8 protein-coding genes are annotated in these 21198 nt (G+C 62.4%); 4 read left to right on the forward strand and 4 right to left on the reverse strand.

All coding sequences use genetic code 11. The annotated features are described in order from the left end of the window. Window positions 1–77: 77 nt before the first annotated feature. The gene (locus J2Y39_RS10595; RefSeq protein WP_310217411.1) at window positions 78–13076 is read right to left on the reverse strand and encodes a non-ribosomal peptide synthetase; all 12999 of its coding nucleotides are present in this window, start codon (window positions 13074–13076) and stop codon (window positions 78–80) included. A gap of 370 nt (window positions 13077–13446) precedes the next feature. Between J2Y39_RS10595 and J2Y39_RS10600 the strand changes: the two genes are divergently transcribed. Beyond that, window positions 13447–14001 carry an RNA polymerase factor sigma-70 gene (locus J2Y39_RS10600; RefSeq protein WP_008088195.1) on the forward strand — a complete coding sequence of 185 codons (555 nt, stop codon included), beginning with the start codon at window positions 13447–13449 and terminating at the stop codon, window positions 13999–14001. 71 nt (window positions 14002–14072) lie between these two features. Here the strand turns inward: J2Y39_RS10600 and J2Y39_RS10605 are convergent, their stop codons facing one another. The 3 genes from J2Y39_RS10605 to J2Y39_RS10615 form a co-directional block, all read right to left on the reverse strand. Beyond that, complete coding sequence (locus tag J2Y39_RS10605) at window positions 14073–15086, reverse strand: GNAT family N-acetyltransferase (protein WP_310217415.1); 1014 nt, start codon at window positions 15084–15086, stop codon at window positions 14073–14075. Window positions 15087–15171: 85 nt separating this feature from the next. Beyond that, on the reverse strand, window positions 15172–15969 hold the full coding sequence (locus J2Y39_RS10610) for an ABC transporter substrate-binding protein (protein ID WP_041478456.1): 798 nt from the start codon (window positions 15967–15969) through the stop codon (window positions 15172–15174). A gap of 93 nt (window positions 15970–16062) precedes the next feature. Then, window positions 16063–16686: a TetR/AcrR family transcriptional regulator gene (locus tag J2Y39_RS10615; RefSeq protein ID WP_310217421.1), complete on the reverse strand. Its 624-nt coding sequence runs from the start codon at window positions 16684–16686 to the stop codon at window positions 16063–16065. A gap of 184 nt (window positions 16687–16870) precedes the next feature. Here J2Y39_RS10615 and J2Y39_RS10620 point away from each other — a divergent pair, with 184 nt between their 5' ends. The 3 genes from J2Y39_RS10620 to atuC are packed head-to-tail and all read left to right on the forward strand — an operon-like array spanning window position 16871 to window position 21172. Continuing rightward, window positions 16871–18655 (forward strand): acyclic terpene utilization AtuA family protein, encoded by a 1785-nt coding sequence (locus J2Y39_RS10620; protein ID WP_310217424.1) that lies wholly within the window; start codon window positions 16871–16873, stop codon window positions 18653–18655. A 12-nt stretch (window positions 18656–18667) separates the two neighbouring features. After that, window positions 18668–19552, forward strand: coding sequence for an SDR family oxidoreductase (locus J2Y39_RS10625; protein WP_073472477.1), 885 nt, complete (start codon window positions 18668–18670; stop codon window positions 19550–19552). 3 nt (window positions 19553–19555) lie between these two features. Beyond that, window positions 19556–21172: a geranyl-CoA carboxylase subunit beta gene (gene atuC, locus J2Y39_RS10630; RefSeq protein ID WP_310217428.1), complete on the forward strand. Its 1617-nt coding sequence runs from the start codon at window positions 19556–19558 to the stop codon at window positions 21170–21172. Window positions 21173–21198: the final 26 nt, after the last annotated feature.

Here is a 21198-nt window from a genome sequence, read left to right on the forward strand (position 1 = left end):
CAGGGGTTTTGTAAACACCACAGATCCTGTGTGGGAGCGAGCCTGCTCGCGATGGGGCCAGTACAGACACTAGAGAACTACAACCCCTCCAGCTCCGCCATCAGATCATTCAACCGATCAACCTTCTCCTCCGTAATGTCGCTGGCCGCCAGCCCATCGATGTACTCGGCCAGTTCCTCCACCGTGCTGCATTCGAACATCGCGCGCAGCGGCACGTTGCGTTGCAGGGCTTTCTGTACCCGCGAAGCGATCTGCGTAGCCAGCAACGAATGCCCGCCCAGTTCGAAGAAGTTATCGCGCACTCCGACCTTTTCCACTTTCAGCACCTCAGCCCAGATATCAGCCAGGGTCTGCTCCAGCTCGTTGCGCGGGGACAGATAATCCTCGCTCTGCAACTGACCGATCTCCAAGGCCGGCAAGGCTTTGCGGTCGAGTTTGCCGTTGGCATTGAGCGGCATCTGCTCCAGCCATAGCCAGTGCAGCGGCACCATGTATTCGGGGAGTTCGGCGCGCAGGCGCTGCTTGATCCGCTCCAGGCGTTCACCCGGATTGAGCGCTGCGTCGGCCGCGACCAGATAACCGACCAGATGCTTGCCGTTGACGCCCTCCTGCACACCAACCGCAGCGTCACGCACTTCCGGTTGTTCATGCAGGCGCGCTTCGATTTCACCGAGTTCGATGCGGTAACCGCGAATCTTCACTTGATGATCGACGCGGCCGACGTATTCCAGCACGCCGTCCGCGCGGCGCCGCGCCAGGTCACCGGTGCGGTACAAGCGCTCGCCCGGCGCGCCGAACGGGTTCGGCACAAACACCGGCGCGGTGCGCAGCGGATCGCTGACGTAACCGCGACCGACACCAGTGCCGGCAACACATAACTCACCCACCGCGCCCAAAGGCACCAGATCCAGCGCGCCATCGACCAGGTACAGCAAGTTATTGTCGGTCGGCGTGCCGATCGGCAAGTAACTGCCGCGCGTCGAGGCCATGTCGATGCGGAAGAACGCCACGTCATCCGAGCATTCCGCCGGGCCGTAAGCATTGACCAGACCAATATCCGGGTAACGCAGCAGCCATTGATGGGCCAGTTCCGGCGGCATCGCTTCACCGGTCGGCAGCATCCAGCGCAAGCCGTCGAGGCTCAGACGCTCGGAGCCGAGCATGCCCTGAATCAGCGACGGCACACTCTCCAGCACAGTGATGCCCTGCGCCTGCACATGCGCCAGCAGACCTTGCGGATCGTGGGCAATCGCGTTCGGCACGATGTCGACCCGCGCGCCGAACAATGGCGCGGCTAGGAACTGCCAGACGGAAATGTCGAAGCTTTGCGAGGCGGTCTGCGCGATCACATCGGCCTCGCTCAAGTCGAGGTATGGACGTTTGCTCAACTGGTTGTTGAGCATGCCGCGCTGCTCGACCATCACGCCTTTAGGCAGCCCGGTCGAACCCGAGGTGTAAATCACATAGGCGAGATTATCCGGGCCACTGTGGATGCCCGGATTGTGCGCCGCTGCCGCCGACGCCTGCACCTCTTCCCACACCAGCAGGCGCGGACGATTCGAACAGCCAAACTCCTCGAGCAAGGTCTGCGCCTGTTCACGGCAAGCGGCGCTGCACACCAGCAACGGCGTGCGGCTCAGCTCGATGATGCGGCTCAGACGCTGGCTCGGCAGGCCCGGATCCAGCGGCAGATAACCAGCGCCGGCCTTGAAGCTGCCGATGATCATGCCGAGCAGGTCGAGATTACGCTCGGCGAGCAGCGCCACCGGTTGATCCATGCGCACACCGGCAGCGACCAGGGCATGGCCGAGGCGGTTGGCGTTGTGATTCAGTTCGGCATAGCTCAAATGCTGATCGAGGCAACTGGCGGCGATGCGCTGCGGATGCGCCGCGACGTGCGCTTCGAACAACGCCACGTAGCTTTGCTCCAGCGGATAGTCGTGGCCGCTCTGGTTGCAACCGTGCAGCAGGAAATCGCGCTCTTCGTCGCCCAGCAGCGGCAAATCGGCCATGTCGCCATGGAAGCCGTCGACCAGCGCCAGCAGCAGGCGCTTGAACTCACTGAGCATGCGCTCGACGGTCGACTCGTCGAAGTAACGCTGGTCATAGGACAGGTGCAAGCCAAGGTCATCGCCCGGGTAGCACACCGCGGTCAGCGGGAAGTTGGTATGGGTGCGACCGGAATCCGAGGTCGCATTCAGGCTCTGTGCACGATCAAGCACCGAGACTTCCACCGGGGCGTTTTCGAAGACGAAGAGGCTGTCGAACAGCGGCTGGCCTTTGGGCAATTCGCTCTGCTCCTGGATATTCACCAGCGGCAGGTATTCGTACTCGCGCAGTTGCATGTTGCTGTCGAGCAAAGCGCTGAGCCACTGGCGCACGCTGCTGCGCTGATCGTCCGCAGGCATCTTCACCCGCAGGGCGATGCTGTTGATGAAAAGGCCGACGGTGCGCTGCATTTCCGGCATGTCCACCGGCCGCCCGGCCACGGTGACGCCGAAGAGCACATCGCGATCACCGCTCAGACGCCGCAAAACCAGAGCCCATGCAGCCTGGGCGAAGGTGTTGACGGTCAGTTGATGTGCCTGCGCCAGTTCCCGCAGCCGTGCACCGTCCTCGACATTCAGGCGGGTGTAGCGGTCGCCGACGATCATGCCGCCGCTTTCACCGGCATGCTCGCGCAAAAACGGCCGGTCGCTCGGGATCGGCGTGGTGCGCTCGAAGCCTTGCAGATTCTGCCGCCACCACTGCCGCGCCTCGGCCAGGCTCTGGCGTTGCAGCCAGCCGATGTAATCGCGATAACGCGGCGGCACGCTCAACTGCGCTTCACGACCTTCACCGAGGGCGCTGTAGATCTCGAAAAAGTCGTTCATCAGCAGCGAACGGCACCAGGCGTCGATGAGAATGTGGTGGTTACTCATCATGAACCAGTAACGCGCCGCGCCGACCTTGATCAGGCGCAGGTGAAACGGCGCCTGATTGAGCAGATCGAAGCCGGCTTCGCGCTCGCTTTTCAGCAGCGCTTGCAGTTTCGGTTCCTGCTCGGGTTCGGCGACGGCGCTCCAGTCCAGATACTCGATCGGCGTACGTCCCGGCGTGTGAATCACTTGCAGCATGTCTTCGCCAACGTTCCAGCAGAACGACGCGCGCAGTGCTTCATGACGGGCGACCACCGCTTGCCAGGCCTGGGCGAAACGTTCGGGATCGAGCTCGCTGTTGATGCGATAACGATCCTGCATGTAGTACAGACCGGTGCCCGGCTCGAGCAAGGTGTGCAGCAACATGCCTTCCTGCATCGGCGTCAGCGGGTAGACATCTTCGATGTGCGCGGCCGGCACCGGCAAGGCATCGAGTTGTGCCTGAGTCAGTTTCGCCAGCGGGAAGTCCGACGGTGTCAGGCCGCCGGCCTCGTCTTGCAGACAGTGGGCGATCAGGCTTTGCAACTCACCGAGGTAGGCGGCGGCCAGATCGTTAATGGTTTGCGTCTCGTAACGCTCGGCACTGAAAGTCCAGCGCAGCAGCAGTTCACCACCGTAAACCTGACTGTCGACACTCAGCTCGTTGGGCAACGGCGCCTGCGGATCGTGGGCGGCACCGACCGCTTCATCCAGCGGACGGAACAGCGCATCGGCGCCGAAGCTCTGGTCGAACTGGCCGAGGTAGTTAAAGGTGATCGGCGCCTGTGGCAGCGCGGCCATGCTCTGGCGGCAGCCGTCATCGGCCAGATAACGCAGCACGCCATAACCGAGACCTTTGTGCGGCACGGCGCGCAATTGTTCTTTGATCGCCTTGATCGAAGCGCCCTGCCCGGCGGCCTCTTCGACATTGTGCGGAGTCAGGCGCAGCGGATAAGCGCTGGTGAACCAACCGACGGTGCGGGTCAGATCGATCTCGTCGAACAGGGTTTCGCGACCGTGTCCTTCCAGTTGAATCAGTGCCGAGGGCTGGCCGCTCCAGCGGCACAGCACACGGGCCAGCGCGGTCAGCAGCAGGTCGTTGACCTGGGTGCGGTAAGCGCTCGGTGCCTGTTGCAGCAACTGTCGGGTGCGCTCGGCATCGAGGCGCACGCTGACGGTTTGCGCATGGCGATTCTGCCTGCCGCCCTGCGGCTTTTCGCAAGGCAGATCAGCGCTCGGCCCGGCCAGTTGCGCTTGCCACCAACCGAGTTCTTCACGCAGGGATTCGCTGCCGGCGTAGGCCTGCAATCGCGCGGCCCAGTCCTTGAAGGCGCTGGTTTTCGCCGGCAGTTTCAGCGGCTGCGCAGCGTCGAGCTGGCGATACGCGGTTTGCAGATCATCCAGCAGCACGCGCCAGGAAACACCGTCGACCACCAAGTGGTGGATGGCGATGAACAGGCGTTGCTGAACATCCGCAACATCGACCAGCACCGCGCGCAGTAACGGGCCGTTGTGCAGATGCAGACTGCGTTGCGCGTCGGCGAACAGGGCTTCGCACCGGTCCAGCGACTCGACGCTGAACTGCCAGAGCAGATCATCACTCGACAGCACTTGATGCGTCGCTTGCCATGCATCATCGGTTTCAGTGAAACGCAGACGCAGCGCATCGTGCTGTTCGATCACCGCCTGCAAAGCTTGCTGCAATCGTTGCGGCTCAAGGCGCGCAGTCGGTTCCAGCAACAGCGCCTGATTCCAGTGCTGACGCTGGGGAATGTCCGCATCAAAGAACCAGTGCTGAATCGGCGTCAGGCGCGATTCGCCGACCACCAGTCCTTGCTCGGCCGTCACCTGCTCGGTGCGACTGGCAACGGCGGCGAGGGTCTGCACAGTCTGATGCTGGAACAGGTCGCGCGGACTGAAATGAATGCCCTGCTGACGCGCGCGGCTGACCACTTGAATCGACAGAATCGAGTCGCCGCCGAGTTCGAAGAAGTTGTCGTTGAGGCCGACCTGCCTGACGTTGAGCACGTCGCACCAGATCTGCGCCAGGGTCTGCTCAAGCTCGTTGCTTGGCGCGACATAGTCCTGACGATTGAGCTGCGGGTCCGGCGCCGGCAAGGCGCGGCGGTCGAGTTTGCCGTTGGCGGTCAGCGGCATGCTTGCCAGCAGCATCAGGTGGGTCGGCACCATGTAGTCCGGCAGTTGCGCCTTGAGGTGCGACTTGAGCGCTTCGCGCAGTTCAGCCTGTTGCGCTTCGCCTTGCCCGGCGACCTCCGTAACGAGGTAACCCACCAACTGCTTGCCACTCGGCGCATCCAGCGCCAGCACCACGGCTTCGCGGATCGAAGAATGATCGAGCAGGCGCGTTTCGATTTCGCCCAGTTCGATGCGGAAGCCCCGGATTTTCACTTGATGGTCGATCCGCCCCAGATACTCGACCAGACCATCGGCACGCTGGCGCACCAGGTCGCCGGTGCGGTACATGCGTCCGCCATCAGCGGCAAACGGGTCAGCGACAAAACGCTCGGCGCTGATGCCCGGACGGTCGTGATAGGCCTGGGCCAGACCGGCGCCACCGACAAACAATTCACCGGTCGCACCTTGCGGCACCAAGGCCAGATCGGCATCAAGAATGTACGCGACCCGCGCACCGATCACGCTGCCGATCGGCACACTGCCGGCGCCCTCTTCCAGTACCTGCGGCGCCAGACTGGCCAGCGGCATGACCACGGTTTCAGTCGGGCCGTAGGCGTTGAAGAACAGCGCTGGCTGGAACGCCGCGCGGATGCGCTGTAGATGCTCGCCGGTCAGCGCCTCACCGCCGGTGATGATCATGCGCACCGGCAGGACTTCATTTTGGGTCGCGAGGAACTGCGCCAACTGGCTGCCGTAGCTCGGCGTGAAACCGAGGACGTTGATCCGATGCGTGCGAATCAAGCCGCAGATTTCTTCCGCGTCCCACTGCCCTTGCGCCCGCAGTACCACCTGCGCACCGCTGAGCAGCGGCACCAGTAGACGTTCGGTGGCAGCGTCGAAGTTGATCGAATAGAAATGCAGTTCACAGTCGTCCGGGCGCATGCCGAAGCGCTCGATCACGGCCTGGCAGTGCATGGCGATTTCACCGTGGGAGACCACCACGCCTTTCGGTTTGCCGGTCGAGCCGGAGGTGTAAATCAGATAAGCCTGATGTTGCGGCAGGCTGATAAACGGCAACTCGCTGGCCGGGTAGTCGGCCAACCCGGCGCTGTCATCTTCCAGACACCAGCGCGCCACGCTTGGCGGCAACTCACCGAGGGCTTCGAACATCGCCCGATCGCTGAGCAGCAGGCCGACGCGACTGTCTTCGATCATGTAATGCAGGCGGTCGAGCGGGTATTCCGGATCCAGCGGCACATAGGCGCCGCCCGCCTTGAGAATCGCCAGCAGGCCGATGACCATTTCCAGCGAACGCTCCAGCGCCAGACCGACCCGCACTTGCGGGCCGACCCCGCGTTCCCGCAGCGCCCAGGCCAGACGATTGGCCCGGGCATCGAGTTCGGCGTAGCTCAGGGTCTGCCCAGCGAAAGTCAGTGCTGGTGCGTCTTTGCGCGCCAGTGCCTGTTCGGCGAACAGATGATGAATGCACTGATCGAGACGATGCTCGCCCGGCTCGATGCCGAGGCTGTCGAGCAGGTGCTGTTGCTCGGTGTTGTCGAGCAGCGGCAGTTCACTGAGGCGTTGCTGCGGATCAGCGATCAACGCTTCAAGCAGGTTGCGCCAATGCCTGGCCATGCGCGCGATGGTCGGTTCGTCGAACAGATCGGTGCTGTAAGTCAGGCAGCAGCCGAGGCGATGGTCGAGGTCGGTGACTTCCAGATTGAGATCGAACTTGGTCGCCCGCGCATCGTTGGCCAGGTACTCGACAGTCATCCCAGCGAGCGTGCGGCTCTGCTGGAATTCCCAGCGCTGCACGTTGCACATCACCTGGAACAGCGGGTTGTAAGCCGCGCTGCGTGGCGGCTGCAAGGCTTCGACCAGATGATCGAACGGCAGATCCTGATAGGACTGGCCTTCGATCACGGTGTGGCGCACCTGCTCGAACAGTTCGCCGACCGACATCTGCCCGTCGAGCCGGCAACGCAGCACCTGGGTGTTGAGAAACGCCCCGATCAGCCCTTCGCTTTCCGGGCGAATGCGGTTGGCCACCGGCGCACCGATGCGCAGGTCGGTCTGGCCGCTATAGCGGTACAGCAACGTGGCGAGCGCGGCGGTCATGGTCATGAACAGGGTCAGACCGTTTTGCGCGTTGAACGCCCGCACCCGCGCGGCGAGATCGTCGCTCAGATCGAAACGGAACAGCTCGCCCTGATGGCTCTGTACCGGTGGACGCGGACGGTCGCCGGGCAATTCCAGCAGCGGATGTTCGCGACCCAGTTGTGCAGTCCAATAGTCGAGTTGGCGCTGACGCTCGCCGGATTCCAGCCACTGGCGCTGCCAGACGCTGTAGTCGAGGTATTGCACCGGCAGCGGCTCAAGCGGCGAGGCGCGCTCATCGACGAACGCTTCATACAGCGCGCTGAGTTCACGGGCAAAGATGTCCATCGCCCAGCCTTCGGTGACGATGTGGTGCAAGGTCAGGACGAAGTAATGCTCGTGCTCGGCGGTCTTGACCAGACAGGCGCGCAGCAGCGGACCGGTTTCCAGATCGAACGGCTGGTGCGCTTCTGCATCGGCCAGTTGCTGGACTTGTAGCTCCCGGACTTCTGCCGGCAGGCTGGAGAAATCTTTCCAGCCCATGCGCACGCCGGTCTCGGGATGCACTTGCTGGCGGGCGACACCGTCGACACTTGGGAACGTTGTGCGCAGGGTTTCGTGGCGCAGGATCAGCGCCTGCAACGCCGCCTCGAAATGCTCGACGTGCAGCACGCCGCGCAAGCGCGCCATGCCCCCGACGTTGTACGCCGGGCTGTCCGGCTCCATCTGCCAGAGGAACCACATGCGCTGCTGCGAATAGGACAGCGGCACCGCTTGGCTGCGGTCGATTTTTGCGATCGGCAACTGTTGATTGGTGCGGCCGCTGGCCTGGATCAGGCGAATCTGCTCGGCGTAATCGCCCAGTTCACTGTGCTCGAACAAGGTGCGCAGCGGCAGTTCGACGTCACAGGCCTGACGTGTGCGCGAAATGATTTGCGTGGCCAGTAGCGAGTGACCGCCGAGGGCGAAGAAATCATCACGCAGGCCAACCCGCTTCAGACCCAGCACTTCGCGCCAGATCGCGGCGATTTGTTGCTCCAGTTCGCTGACCGGTTCGACGTGTTCACGCACCTGCCATTGCGGCTCGGGCAAGGCGCGGCGGTCGAGTTTGCCGCTGGGACTCAGCGGCATCGTATCAAGGCGCAGCAATTGTGCGGGCACCATGTATTCCGGCAGCTCGGCAGCGAGGGCAGCTTTCAGCCGAATGATTTGCTCATCGGCATTCTCATGCGCATCGCTCGCCGTGAAGTAGCCGATCAGTTGCGCACCGGCAGCGGTTTCCCGCACCAGGACCACGGCCTGGGCGACGCCATTTTGCGCCAGCAGTCGCGCCTGGATTTCTTCAGGTTCGACGCGAAAGCCGCGCAGCTTGACCTGCTGATCGAGGCGACCGAGGTATTCGATCACGCCATCCGAGGACCAGCGCGCACGGTCGCCGGTGCGGTACAAACGGGCGCCCTGCTCGCCCAGTGGATCGACGACAAAACGCTCGGCGGTCAACGCCGGACGACCCAGGTAACCGCGAGCCAGACCAATACCGCTGATGCACAGCTCGCCCGGCACGCCTGCCGGCACTGGATTGAGATCGGCATCGAGAATGCGGCAGATCACATTGCCCAGCGGCCGGCCAATCGGCGAGCGCTCGCCATCGGCAGTTGTGCAGTGCCAATGGGTGACGTTGATCGCGGTTTCAGTCGGCCCGTAACGGTTGTGCAATTGCACCGCCGGCAATTGCGCCAGTACCCGATTGCGCAGCTCGGCGGGCAAGGCTTCACCGCCGGAAAACACCCGGCGCAGGCTGGTGCATTCGGCACTCAGCGGCTCATCGATGAACAGCGCCAGCAGCGGCGGGACGAAGTGCAGCGTGGTCACGCCGTATTGCTGGACCCGTTGCGCGATGCGATACGGGTCACGGTGCTCACCGGGCGCGGCAAGCAACAGCCGCGCGCCGGTGATCAGCGGCCAGAAGCATTCCCACACCGAGACGTCGAAACTGATCGGCGCTTTTTGCATCAGCACGTCGGTTTCGTCGAGGCGGTACGTGTCCTGCATCCATTGCAGGCGCTCGGCCAGCGCGGCGTGGGTGTTACCGACGCCTTTCGGTTGCCCGGTGGAACCCGAGGTGTAAATCACGTAGGCGAGGTTGTCGCCGTGCACTCGCAGTCCCGGTGCCTGGCTCGGCCATTTATCCAGGTGCAGCGCATCCATGGCGATCACGCTGACGCCATCGCTGGCCGGCAGACGCTCGAGCAATTGCGTCTGGGTCAGGAGCAGTTCGACGCCGCTGTCGCGGAGCATGTATGCAAGTCGTTCGGCCGGATAATCCGGATCAAGCGGCACATAGGCGCCGCCAGCCTTGATGATCGCCAGCAGACCGATCAGCAGTTGCGGCGAACGCTCGGCGGCGATGGCCACGCACACGTCAGGGCCGACGCCCTTGTCGCGCAGGTAATGGGCGAGCCGGTTGGCTTGCGCGTGCAGCTCGGCAAAATCCAGACGACCGCCGTCCCACACCAGCGCGGTGCGTTGCGGGGCGTTGCGCAATTGTTGCTCGAGCAGTTCCGGCAGCCAGTGTTGCGCCGGGGTGCACGGAGCGACGCTCCAGTCCTTCTGCTGATTCTGCTCGCTGGCGGTCAGCAAGCGCAGATCGCCAATGGCCTGCTGAGGCCGTTCGCAGACCTCGCTGAGCAGATTGTGGAGATGCTCGGCCAGGCGCTCGATGGTCGCGGCGTCGAACAGTTCGCTGGCGTAGTCGAACGACAGGCTCAAACGACCGTTGCGATCCTCTTCGCTGTGCAATTGCAGATCGAACTTGGCCTCGCGGCTGTGCCACGGCAGTTCTTCGGCGAGCAGACCGGGCAGGCGCTTGAGTGCACTGAGGTCGCGCTGCTGATGGTTGAACATGACCTGGAACAGTCCCTGTTCGCGGGCCTGCGGGAACGCTTCGAGCAGTTGTTCGAACGGCAGATCCTGATGGGCCTGGGCGCCGAGTGCGGCTTGGCGGGTCTGGTTCAGCAACTCGGCAAATGTCAGGCGTGAATCGATTTGCGCACGCAACACCTGCGTATTGATGAAGAAGCCGATCAGGCTTTGGGTTTCCAGGCGCGGACGGTTGGCGTTGGGCACGCCGATGCGAATGTCGCGCTGACCACTGTAGCGGTGCAGCAAACTTTGCAACGCAGCGAGCAGAAGCATGAACGGCGTGGTTTCGTGAGCCTGCGCGGTCTGGCGGATCGCCTCGCTGAGTTCGGTACTCAAGCGCACGCTGTGGCGCGCGGCGCTGTGGTTGTGTCTGGCCGAGCGCGGGTGATCGGTGGCCAGTTCCAGTGGCGGATGTTCTTCGCCCAGTTGCGCTTGCCAGTACGCCAGTTGCCGCTCGCCCTCGCCTTGCGCCAGCCATTGCCGCTGCCAGTTGCCGTAATCGGCGTATTGCGTGGGCAGCGCTGCCAGTGTCGCCGGCGTCCCTTGGGTTGCCGCCGCGTAGAGACGCGAGAATTCGTCGAGCAGGATATTCAGCGACCAGCCGTCAGCGATGATGTGGTGCAGGGTCACCAGCAGTTGATGTTCTTCGTCATCGAGACGCACCAGTGTCACCGCCAGCAACGGGCCTTTTTCCAGATCGAACCGGGTGCGCGCCTCGTCTTCGCGAATCTGCTCGGCACGGGCTTCACGCTCGGACATTGGCAGGTCGCTGATGTCGATCAGTTGCAGGTTGAATTCGGCATCAGCGAGCACTTGCTGCAATGCCACGCCGTCGCGCTCGAAGAAACGTGTGCGCAAGGATTCGTGGCGTTCGATCAGTTGCTGGAAGCTGTTGCGCACGGCGTTTACGTCCAGCTCGCCACGCAGGCGCAGACCACCGGGAATGTTGTAGGCGCTGCTCTGTGGATCGAGTTGCCAGGTGATCCACAGACGGTTTTGTGCCAGCGATTGCGGCATCGGTTCGCTGCGCGGCAACGTGCTGATCGGACCTGGAGCGCTCCCGCCGTCCTGTTTTAGCTGCGCCACAGCGGCAGCGAAGGTGGACAAGGTTGGCGCTTCGAACAGCAGGCGCAGGCTCAGCTCCACATCGAGTGCTTCGCGAACCCGCGCAACCACTTGCGTGGCGGCGATCGAGTTGCCGCCGAGCAGAAAGAAATGGTCGTCGCCACTGACCTGCTTGACGTTGAGTTGCTCGGCCCAGATTTGCCCGATCAACGCTTCAAGGTCCGAAGTGCTGCTGGTCGCGTTTTCCGTTGCCGCTGTAATCGAAGGGAACAGCGCGTAACTGTCGAGACTGCCATCAGCCAGACGATTGCGGCACGCCGAGCGCTGCAGTTTGCCACTGGAGGTTTTCGGCAACGCGCCCGGATTGAGCAGCACCACCACGCTTGGCGCCTCCTGACAGGCCTCGGCCACGGCTTGGCGAATGGCTTTGATCAGCGCATCTGGCGCAAGGATTTTCTGCACGCTGCGGCTGATTTCCGCAGCGACGCCGATGCCCTCTTCGCCGTTGTGAGTGACCGCAAACGCCGCCACACGCCCCTTGCGCACCACTTCGACTTCGCGCTCGACAGTCTGCTCGATGTCCTGCGGATACAGGTTATGGCCACGGACGATGAGCATGTCTTTCAGGCGCCCGGTCACGAACAGTTCGCCGTCACGGATAAAACCCAGGTCGCCGGTGCGCAACCAGGTGCGCCCGACGTGCTGGACAAAAGTCTTGGCGCTGGCTTCGGGGTTGCGCCAGTAACCGTGGGCGATGCTCGGGCCGGCGGCCCAGACTTCACCGACGGCATTGTCGGTCAGTTCCTCGAGCGTGTTGGGATCGACAATCAGCACCGCGTGCTCAGGCTGACTGATGCCGCAGCTCATGATCGCGCTGCCGTCGCCCGGCTCGGCGCGGTTTTGCGCCAGCGCCTGATCGTCCACGCGCAGCGCCGGGATGCCGGTGCCGCGCGGTGTGCCAGCGACAAACAGGGTGGCCTCGGCCAGACCGTACGAAGCCATGAAGCTGTTTTCGCTGAAACCGCAAGCAGCGAACTTTTCCGCGAAGCGTTCAAGGGTGTCGAGGCGAATCGGCTCGGAGCCAGAATAGGCCACGCGCCATCGACTGAGATCGAGGCGCTCAAGGGCCGACTCGCTGACCCGCTCACTGCACAAACGGTAGGCGAAATCCGGGCCGCCGCTGATGGTGCCGCCGTATTCGGCAATCGCTTCCAGCCAGCGCAACGGCCGGCCGAGGAAATACGCCGGCGACATCAGAATGCACGGTACGCCGCTGAAAATCGGTTGCAGCAGACCGCCGATCAGACCCATGTCGTGATACAGCGGCAACCAGCTGACGATGACGTCGTCCGGGTTGACGTCGATCCCGAAGCCGTGACGGATAAGCAGTTCATTGGCGACCAGATTGCCATGGCTGACTTGCACGCCCTTGGGCAGCGCGGTGGAGCCGGAAGTGTATTGCAGGAAGGCGATGTGCTCGGGCGGCAGTGGCGGCTCAACCCACTGTTCGGCCAGTGCGCTGTCCAGAGTGTCGACGCACAACAGCGGCGGCGCGCCGTCTATTTGCTGCAAGGCGTCGCGTAGATCGGCGCTGGTCAGCAACAGCCTGGGCTCGGCGTCGGCGATGATCGACAGCAACCGCTCCTGATGGTGACGACGGGCGGATTCCGGCGGATAGGCCGGTACCGCAATCACACCGGCATACAGGCAGCCGAAAAACGCCGCGACATAGTCCGCGCCGCTGGGAAACAGCAGTACCGCACGCTCACCGAATCCAGCCTGAGCCTGCAACGCAGCGGCGATGGTGCGCGCGCGTTGATCCAGTTCGCGATAGCTGAGCACCACGGTCTGCTCCGGGTTTTCGGCGAGAAAACGCAAGGCCAGTCGGTCCGGCGTCAGGACTGCGCGACGCTTGAGGGCATGGACCAGGGTGCTGGGGAGTTCGAACGCGTCGGTCATGAGGTTTCCTGCCTGAATTCGGCTTGCAAGTGGAATCGGGTGGCTGCGTCACACCTGTCGAGAGGCGTGCGGTGCGCGGTCTGTGCCGACCGCGCAAGGCATCGGAATGCGCTGAGGCCGGGGATCTGCACCCGGGCCATTCACCAATGAGAACGGATGGAGTGTGGAAATAATTAGTCGGCAGAGGCGACGTCCAGCGGGGCCAAGGTGCGGCGGCGTGTCGCAGTTGGCAAAACACATCGACTTACAGCACTACTTCTCTTTCTCATTTGACAATCATTATCATTCAACATAATTTGTCGCTCGATGTGTAGGACGGCGCCGTCCCCCGAGGCCCTCCCACTAACCTATTGGCAGCAAGGTGATTTCCATGACGGAACAAGTATCCACAAGCAGGTGCGATTCACCGCTACTTCAGGCATTCGTCGACAATCGACTGATTCTGGTCAAGATTGCAGCCCGTATTACCGGTTGCAGGTCTCGTGCCGAAGACGTGGTTCAGGATGCGTTTTTCCGACTGCAATCGGCGCCGCCGATCACGTCGTCGATCAAGGCTCAGCTGAGCTACCTGTTCCAGATCGTGCGCAACCTCGCCATCGATCACTACCGCAAGCAGGCGCTCGAACAGAAATACTCAGGCCCGGAAGAGGAAGGCTTGAACGTGGTGATTCAGGGCGCTTCGCCGGAAACTTCGCACATCAACTTCTCGACTCTGGAACACATCGCCGATGCGCTGACCGAACTGCCCAGCCGCACCCGCTATGCCTTCGAGATGTACCGTCTGCACGGCGTGCCGCAGAAAGACATCGCCAAGGAACTGGGCGTATCGCCCACCCTGGTCAACTTCATGATTCGTGATGCTTTGGTGCACTGCCGCAAGGTCTCGGGCAGTCGGCGGGATGCGGTGATTGCGGGTCGTCGTTAGGATCCGGATTCTGCGTCAAGCCTGCTCGCGAAAGCGGCCTCAGCTTCAAACGAAAGCCGAGGCCGAACGCATCAGGCCAGGCTGCACCGATCAAAAAACCGCTCCCGCCCCAGAATCATCAGCGCCGCGCGCTTGTGCGGAAAATCGAATTCCTTCTCGCAGTGAAAGCATTGGTTGTGCATATGTCCGATCATCTTCGCGTTGTCGGCACGTGGCTCAGCGACCACGCGCTGGGTCCGTGGATCATCGAGAAACAGGTAATGGACCAGCGCCGATAACCAGCTCGCCACTTTGTGCGGACCGCGATGACTTTCCTCGCCGACCAGCATGTGAATGCCACGGTCGTAATCGTCGGCATCGTAGAACGGCGCGATGCGATCTTCCTTGGCCCAGTAGGCTTCGAAATAAGCGAACGGCTGGTCATCGAAACAGCCGATCAGCGTCAGCGTGTGCGGATCGGCATCGAGCTTGCCGAGGTATTCGCGATGCTGCTCAAGGCTGCCCTCCTCCTGCCAGAAACTCGCCACGCGCGGGCTGTTCTGCCAGCGATTGAAGCGCGACAGATCTTCTTCGATTTCCAGCGTACGCAAGGAAATCCACGCGCCGAGACGTGCATCGAAACGCCGGTAGACTTCACCGCGCGGTTTCACCGGTCGCAGCGGATGGCGCTTGCCCTGGCTGATGACCATTTGCTGCGGATAGCTGCCGGTCAGTGACGTGCCCAGCCACGGCTGCGGCAGTTGCCAGAACAGCGTGCGCTCGCAGCGATACTCGCCGGCGACTTCGGTATTGATCAGCAAACCACTGCGCAAGGCTTCGGTAGGTGGCTGATCGAGTTGCCAGATCAACTGCTGACACGCCGGGTCACGGGCGAACAGCCAATAACAGGCCGCCCACAAGGCGTGGCCGGGCGGCAGAGCAAAACGCTCATCAAGCTGGATCGGGCCATTGGCCTCGCGGTCCAGGCGCAGCCGAATCAGCGGTTGCCCGTCCAGGCTCAGGCTCAGCCGGCTCTCGGTAGCATCAGCGATCAATCGACTGCCCGAGGGCAACGCCAGGGCAGTCAGGTCATTCAGATTGGACATGGGTCGGGCTCACGTAATCGTCGACAGTTCAACGAAGTGACGTGAGACGGGAGGGGAAATTTAAGTGCGAGAGGCAATTAGCGCTTCAGTGATGAGGCGCCGGCATCACGGCAATCCTGTAGGGCTCGAAAATCCTCAGCAATTCGCCGTTGTCGCGCAAACGCTGCAACAGGTTGCCGAAGGCTTCGCCGGTGATAGGAGCGCTTGGCCGCAGAATCGCGTAATGGTGATAGATCTGATCGGTACGCTGCGACGCCAACAGCTCATCGCGGACCTTCTCGTTGCGCAGCAGGTAATCGAACAGATAGGAACGGGTGACCAGGGCAATGTCGGCGCGCCCGCGCAGGACCATCAGCAGGTTGCTGTCGTGGGAATAGGTCAGCGTCGCGTTGTAGTTTTTCGCGAGATATTTCGGGTCGGCGTTGAAGTCGGCGAATTCGTAGTGATAACCGCTGAACAGTGCCAGACGTTTGCCCGACAGGCTCGAGAAGTAGTTTTGCTGGCGGCCGTCTTCGCGTTGCGCGACGAAAATCTCGGCGTCTTCCAGGCCCATGTCGACGTCGTCGTGGGGAATGTCTTTCCAGCCCCACTCGGGGTTCTCGAAGATCGCCATATCGATGCGGCCTTGCTTGAAATCACCGAAGCGGCGCGGGATCGACGTCGGCACCAGGACAAATTGATAGTCGCTCTGCGAGCGGTTCAGCGCCTCGACCAATTGCGGCAACAGGCCGGTGTCGGCGCCGTTTTCCGGGCGAATCGTATAAGGCGGGAAATGCGCGGCGCCGACCCGGACCAATTGCGCTGACTGAGCGGGCAATACCCATAACGCAGCCAGCGCAGCGAGCAGCAGCCCGGCGGCTGTCCGAATTGGCGAAGACTTCAAAACACCCCACTCCCCGAAAAAAATAGCGATCAATGCATTCAAGCTAGGCGGTTTCGCCGACTTAGCCAGTTTCCCGGCCCGTCCGACAACCGTTCAACGCGCTTCGAGGACCAGAATCAACGCTTCATCGGCGAGTTGATCGAGGCTCAAACTGCCGCCAGCACGGAACCAGGTGGTGGTCCAGGACAGTGCGCCGGTAAGGAAACGTCGGGTAATAAAAACGTCGCCGCGAATATAGCCGGCGTCCTTGGCCTCGCCCAGAACCTGCAGCCAGAGGTCTTCATAAACATCACGCAAAGCGAGGACTTTAGCCTGACCGTCCTCGGACAATGAGCGCCATTCGTACACCAGCACGGCCATCGCCTCGCCACTGCCGCCCATGATCGACTGCAACTCGCAACGAATCAGTGCCAGCACCCTTTCGCGCACATCGCTCGCCTCGGCCAAGGCTGCGCGCATCAACGCGGTGTTGTAGCGGATGGTTTCCTCCATCACCGCGCGGAGAATTTCATCCTTGCTTTTGAAGTGATGAAAAATGCTTCCCGACTGAATGCCCACAGCACTGGCCAGATCACGCACTGTGGTGCGCTCATAGCCTTTGTTGCGAAACAGGTGAGCCGCCACTTGCAGCAATTTGCCACGGGCGCTGTCCGGGTCGGTCAACTGGCCTTGGTCGACCAGTTCGCGCATGACCCGCAGGGCTTTTTGCTCGTCCACCCGTTCTCTCCTACAGTCGATCAGTGTGTTGCCCCCTGTAACCGCAGGGTTGCGCGCAATTTAAGCCGCGCGCGGGCACCAAGCAAGCGCTTGGGCAGAAGAATGTTTCGCCTGTTTACAAACCAAGCGCTTGCTTGGTAGCCTCCAGACACTTCTGTCGCAGGTCCCTGAGTCGGAGATAAAAATGCCAACCACCGTGCGAATCGGCTGCGCCAGTGCTTTTTGGGGCGACACTTCCACTGCTGCCGCCCAGCTTGTCTCCAGCGGAAACCTGGATTATCTGGTGTTCGATTATCTGGCCGAGATCACCATGTCGCTCATGGCTGGTGCGCGTCTTAAAGACCCGCAGGCCGGGTTCGCGGGTGACTTCGTTGAAGTGCTGGCGCCGCTGCTGACGCAGCTGTCCGAACAGAAGATCCGCGTGATCAGCAATGCCGGCGGGGTCAATCCGCAGGCTTGCGCGGCGGCCCTGCAAGCGGCCTGCGACCAGGCTGGGGTCCAGCTGAAGATTGCCGTGTTGCTCGGCGACGACTTGCAAGGACAGCTCAAAAACCCCGCCGATATCCGCGAAATGTTCAGCGGCGCGCCGCTTCCGCGCATGTGCGTGTCGACCAACGCCTACCTCGGCGCGCCGGGGATTGTCGAAGCGTTGCGCCTGGGTGCCGACATTGTCATCACCGGCCGGGTGGTCGACAGCGCCGTGGTCAGTGCGGCGCTGGTTCACGAATTCGGCTGGTCGTGGCATGACTACGACAAACTCGCCCAGGCCGCGCTGGCCGGGCACATCATCGAATGCGGCGCGCAGTGCACCGGCGGTAATTTCACCGACTGGCGCGAGGTGCCGGATTACGAGCACATCGGTTTTCCGATCGTCGAGGTCAGCGCCGATGGCCAGTTCCTCGTCAGCAAACCCGAAGGCTCCGGCGGACTGGTCACGCCATTGACGGTCGGCGAGCAGATGCTCTACGAAATCGGCGATCCGCAGGCCTATCTGTTACCCGACGGGATCTGCGATTTCAGCCAGGTCAAACTCCAGCAACAAGGCAAAAACGTCGTGCACGTGCACGGTGCCAAAGGCCTGCCGCCTACCGATAAATACAAGGTCAGCGCCACGTACCCGGACGGTTTTCGCTGCACCGCCAGTTGCCTGATGGCCGGCATCGACGCAGTGGACAAGGCACGGCGGGTCAGTCAGGCAATCATCGACAAGACCGCCGAGATGTTCAGCCTGCGCGGCTGGGCGCCGTACAGCGAAACCCATGTCGAACTGCTCGGCAGCGAAGCCACCTACGGCCCCCACGGCCAGCGCCGCGACAGCCGTGAAGTGGTGATCAAAATCGCTGTGCGCCATCCCGACAAACGCGCACTGGTACTGTTTTCCAGAGAGATCGCCCAGGCCGCGACCGGCATGGCGCCGGGCTTGACCGGCATCGTCGGCGGTCGTCCGACCGTATACCCCCTCATCCGTCTGTTCTCTTTCCTCATCGATAAAAGCGCCTGCACCCTGCAAGTCGACATCGCTGGTGAGCGCCATCCGTGCGCCCTGCCCGACCCGGTGGCTCTGGACAGTGCAAATTTGCCGATCGCCCATCAGCCACCCCGACCCCAGGGCCGCGCCGATGCCAGTGTGCCGTTGGTGAAACTGGCGGTGGCGCGCTCCGGCGACAAGGGCAACCACAGCAATATCGGCGTGATGCCGCGCCATCCCGATTACCTGCCGTGGATCGCCGAAGCGCTGACCACCTCGGTGGTGGTCGACTGGATGCGGCACGTCCTCGATCCGCTTCTCGGGCGTGTCGAACGCTGGTATCTGCCCGGCACCCACAGCCTCAACTTTCTTTTGGAAAACGCCCTCGGCGGTGGCGGTGTCGCCAGTCTGCGCATCGACCCGCAAGGCAAAGCCTTCGCCCAGCAACTATTGGAAATCCAGATCCCGGTGCCGCAGAGCATCGCCGAACAGCTCGACTAAAGGATGGTGTGCATGGCTTACGCGTCGATTTTCCGCGCCGATCTGTTCAGCGGCCAGAACCTGATTGTCACCGGTGGCGGCAGCGGCATCGGTCGCTGCACCGCCCATGAACTGGCGGCGCTCGGCGCCAATGTGCTGCTGGTCGGGCGCAAGCCGGAAAAGCTGGAAAAAGTCGCCGCCGAAATCACCGAGGACGGCGGCCGCGCGCACTGGAAGGCCTGCGATATCCGCGATGAAGAAGCGGTCAAGCAACTGGTCAAAGAGCTGATCGCCGAACACGGGCCGATCCACGGCCTGGTCAACAACGCCGGCGGCCAATACCCGTCGCCCTTGGCCTCGATCAATCAGAAGGGCTTCGAAACCGTGCTGCGGACCAATCTGGTCGGCGGCTTTCTGATGGCCCGCGAAGTGTTCAACCAGTCGATGAGCAAACATGGCGGCAGCATCGTCAACATGCTCGCTGACATGTGGGGCGGCATGCCCGGCATGGGCCACTCTGGCGCGGCGCGTTCGGGCATGGACAACTTCACCAAGACTGCCGCGTTCGAGTGGGGTTACGCCGGGGTCCGGGTCAACGCGGTGGCGCCGGGCTGGATTGCGTCCAGCGGCATGGACACTTACGAAGGCGCATTCAAAGCGGTGATTCCGACCCTGCGCGAGCATGTGCCGCTCAAGCGTATCGGCACCGAATCGGAAGTCAGTGCGGCGATCGTGTTTCTGCTCAGCCCGGCGGCGGCATTCATCAGTGGCACCACAGTGAAAATCGACGGCGCCGCCAGCCTTGGCAGTCGTGCCTGGCCGCTGCACAAGGCCAGCCACAGCGAATCGTTCAATGGTTTCCACCGCGCGTACTTACCAGAAGTGTTGCGTCCCGACGTGCTCAAGGACAAGGAATAAGCCATGGCGCAGATTCAGTCGCAACTCGATCCGCACAGCGAAACGTTCGCGCGCAACCGCGCGGCCATGCTCGCCGCCATCGAGCAGGTGCAGCAGCTCGAACAGAACCTGCTGAACAAGGCCGCCGAAGCCAAAGAAAAATTCAGCAAACGCGGGCAACTGTTGCCCCGCGAGCGCTTGAACCTTTTGCTCGACCCCGGCGCGCCGTTCCTCGAACTGGCCAGCCTCGCCGGCTACAAGTTGCACGACGACAAGGACGGCAGTTCGGCCGGTGGCGGGCTGATTGCCGGCATCGGTTATGTCTGCGGCATCCGCGCGATGGTGGTCGCCAACAACAGCGCGATCAAGGGTGGCACGATCTCGCCGAGCGGCCTGAAAAAATCCCTGCGCCTGCAACAGATCGCTCGGGAAAACAAACTGCCGATGATCACCCTCGCCGAAAGCGGCGGTGCCAATCTCAACTACGCGGCGGAGATTTTTGTCGAAGGCGCGCGCAGTTTCGCCAATCAGGCGCGCATGTCCGCGATGGGTTTGCCACAGATCACCGTGGTGCACGGCTCGGCCACCGCAGGCGGCGCCTATCAACCGGGGTTGTCGGATTACGTGGTGGTTGTGCGCGGCAAGGCCAAGCTGTTTCTCGCCGGCCCGCCATTGCTCAAAGCGGCGACCGGCGAAGTGGCCACCGATGAAGAACTCGGAGGCGCCGAAATGCACGCGCAAGTCGCCGGCACTGCCGAATATCTCGCTGAAAACGACGCTGACGGCATACGCCAGGTCCGCGACATCATGCGCATGCTGCCATGGAACGAGCAGTTGCCGTGGCTGCCGGAGCCGCAATTCAAAGAACCGCTCTACCCCATCGACGAACTGCTCGGGCTGATCCCCGACGATGCAAAAAAGCCCTACGACGTGCGCGAAATCATCGCGCGGATTGCTGACGAGTCGGACTTCCTCGAATTCAAAGGCGAGTTCGATCAGCAAACCCTTTGCGGCCAACTGAAAATCCAGGGCCGCGCCTGCGGCTTCATCGGCAACAACGGCCCGATCACCCCGCAAGGTGCGAGCAAGGCGGCGCAGTTCATCCAGTTGTGCGACCAGAGCCAGACACCACTGCTGTTTTTTCATAACACCACGGGTTTCATGGTCGGCACCGAATCGGAACAGCAAGGGGTGATCAAGCACGGCTCGAAACTGATCCAGGCGGTGGCCAACGCACGGGTGCCTAAACTGACCATCGTCGTCGGCGGTTCCTACGGCGCCGGCAACTACGCCATGTGCGGGCGCGGGCTCGATCCGCGCTTCATCTTCGCCTGGCCCAACAGCCGCACGGCAGTGATGGGCGGCGCACAGGCCGGCAAGGTCTTGCGCATCGTTACCGAAGCCAAACAGCTCAAGGACGGCATCGAGCCCGATCCGAAAATGCTCGACATGCTCGAACAGATGACAGCGCAGAAACTCGACAGCCAGTCCACCGCACTGTACGGCAGCGCCAACCTGTGGGACGACGGCCTGATCGACCCGCGCGACACCCGCACCCTGCTTGGCTACTTGCTGGATATTTGCCACGAAGCCGACAGGCGCACGCTGCAACCCAACAGCTTCGGCGTCAGCCGCTTCTGACCGCCACGGATCCTACGGAGAACAAC

This window comes from Pseudomonas sp. 2957, from assembly GCF_031456345.1.
Lineage (GTDB): Bacteria > Pseudomonadota > Gammaproteobacteria > Pseudomonadales > Pseudomonadaceae > Aquipseudomonas > Aquipseudomonas siliginis.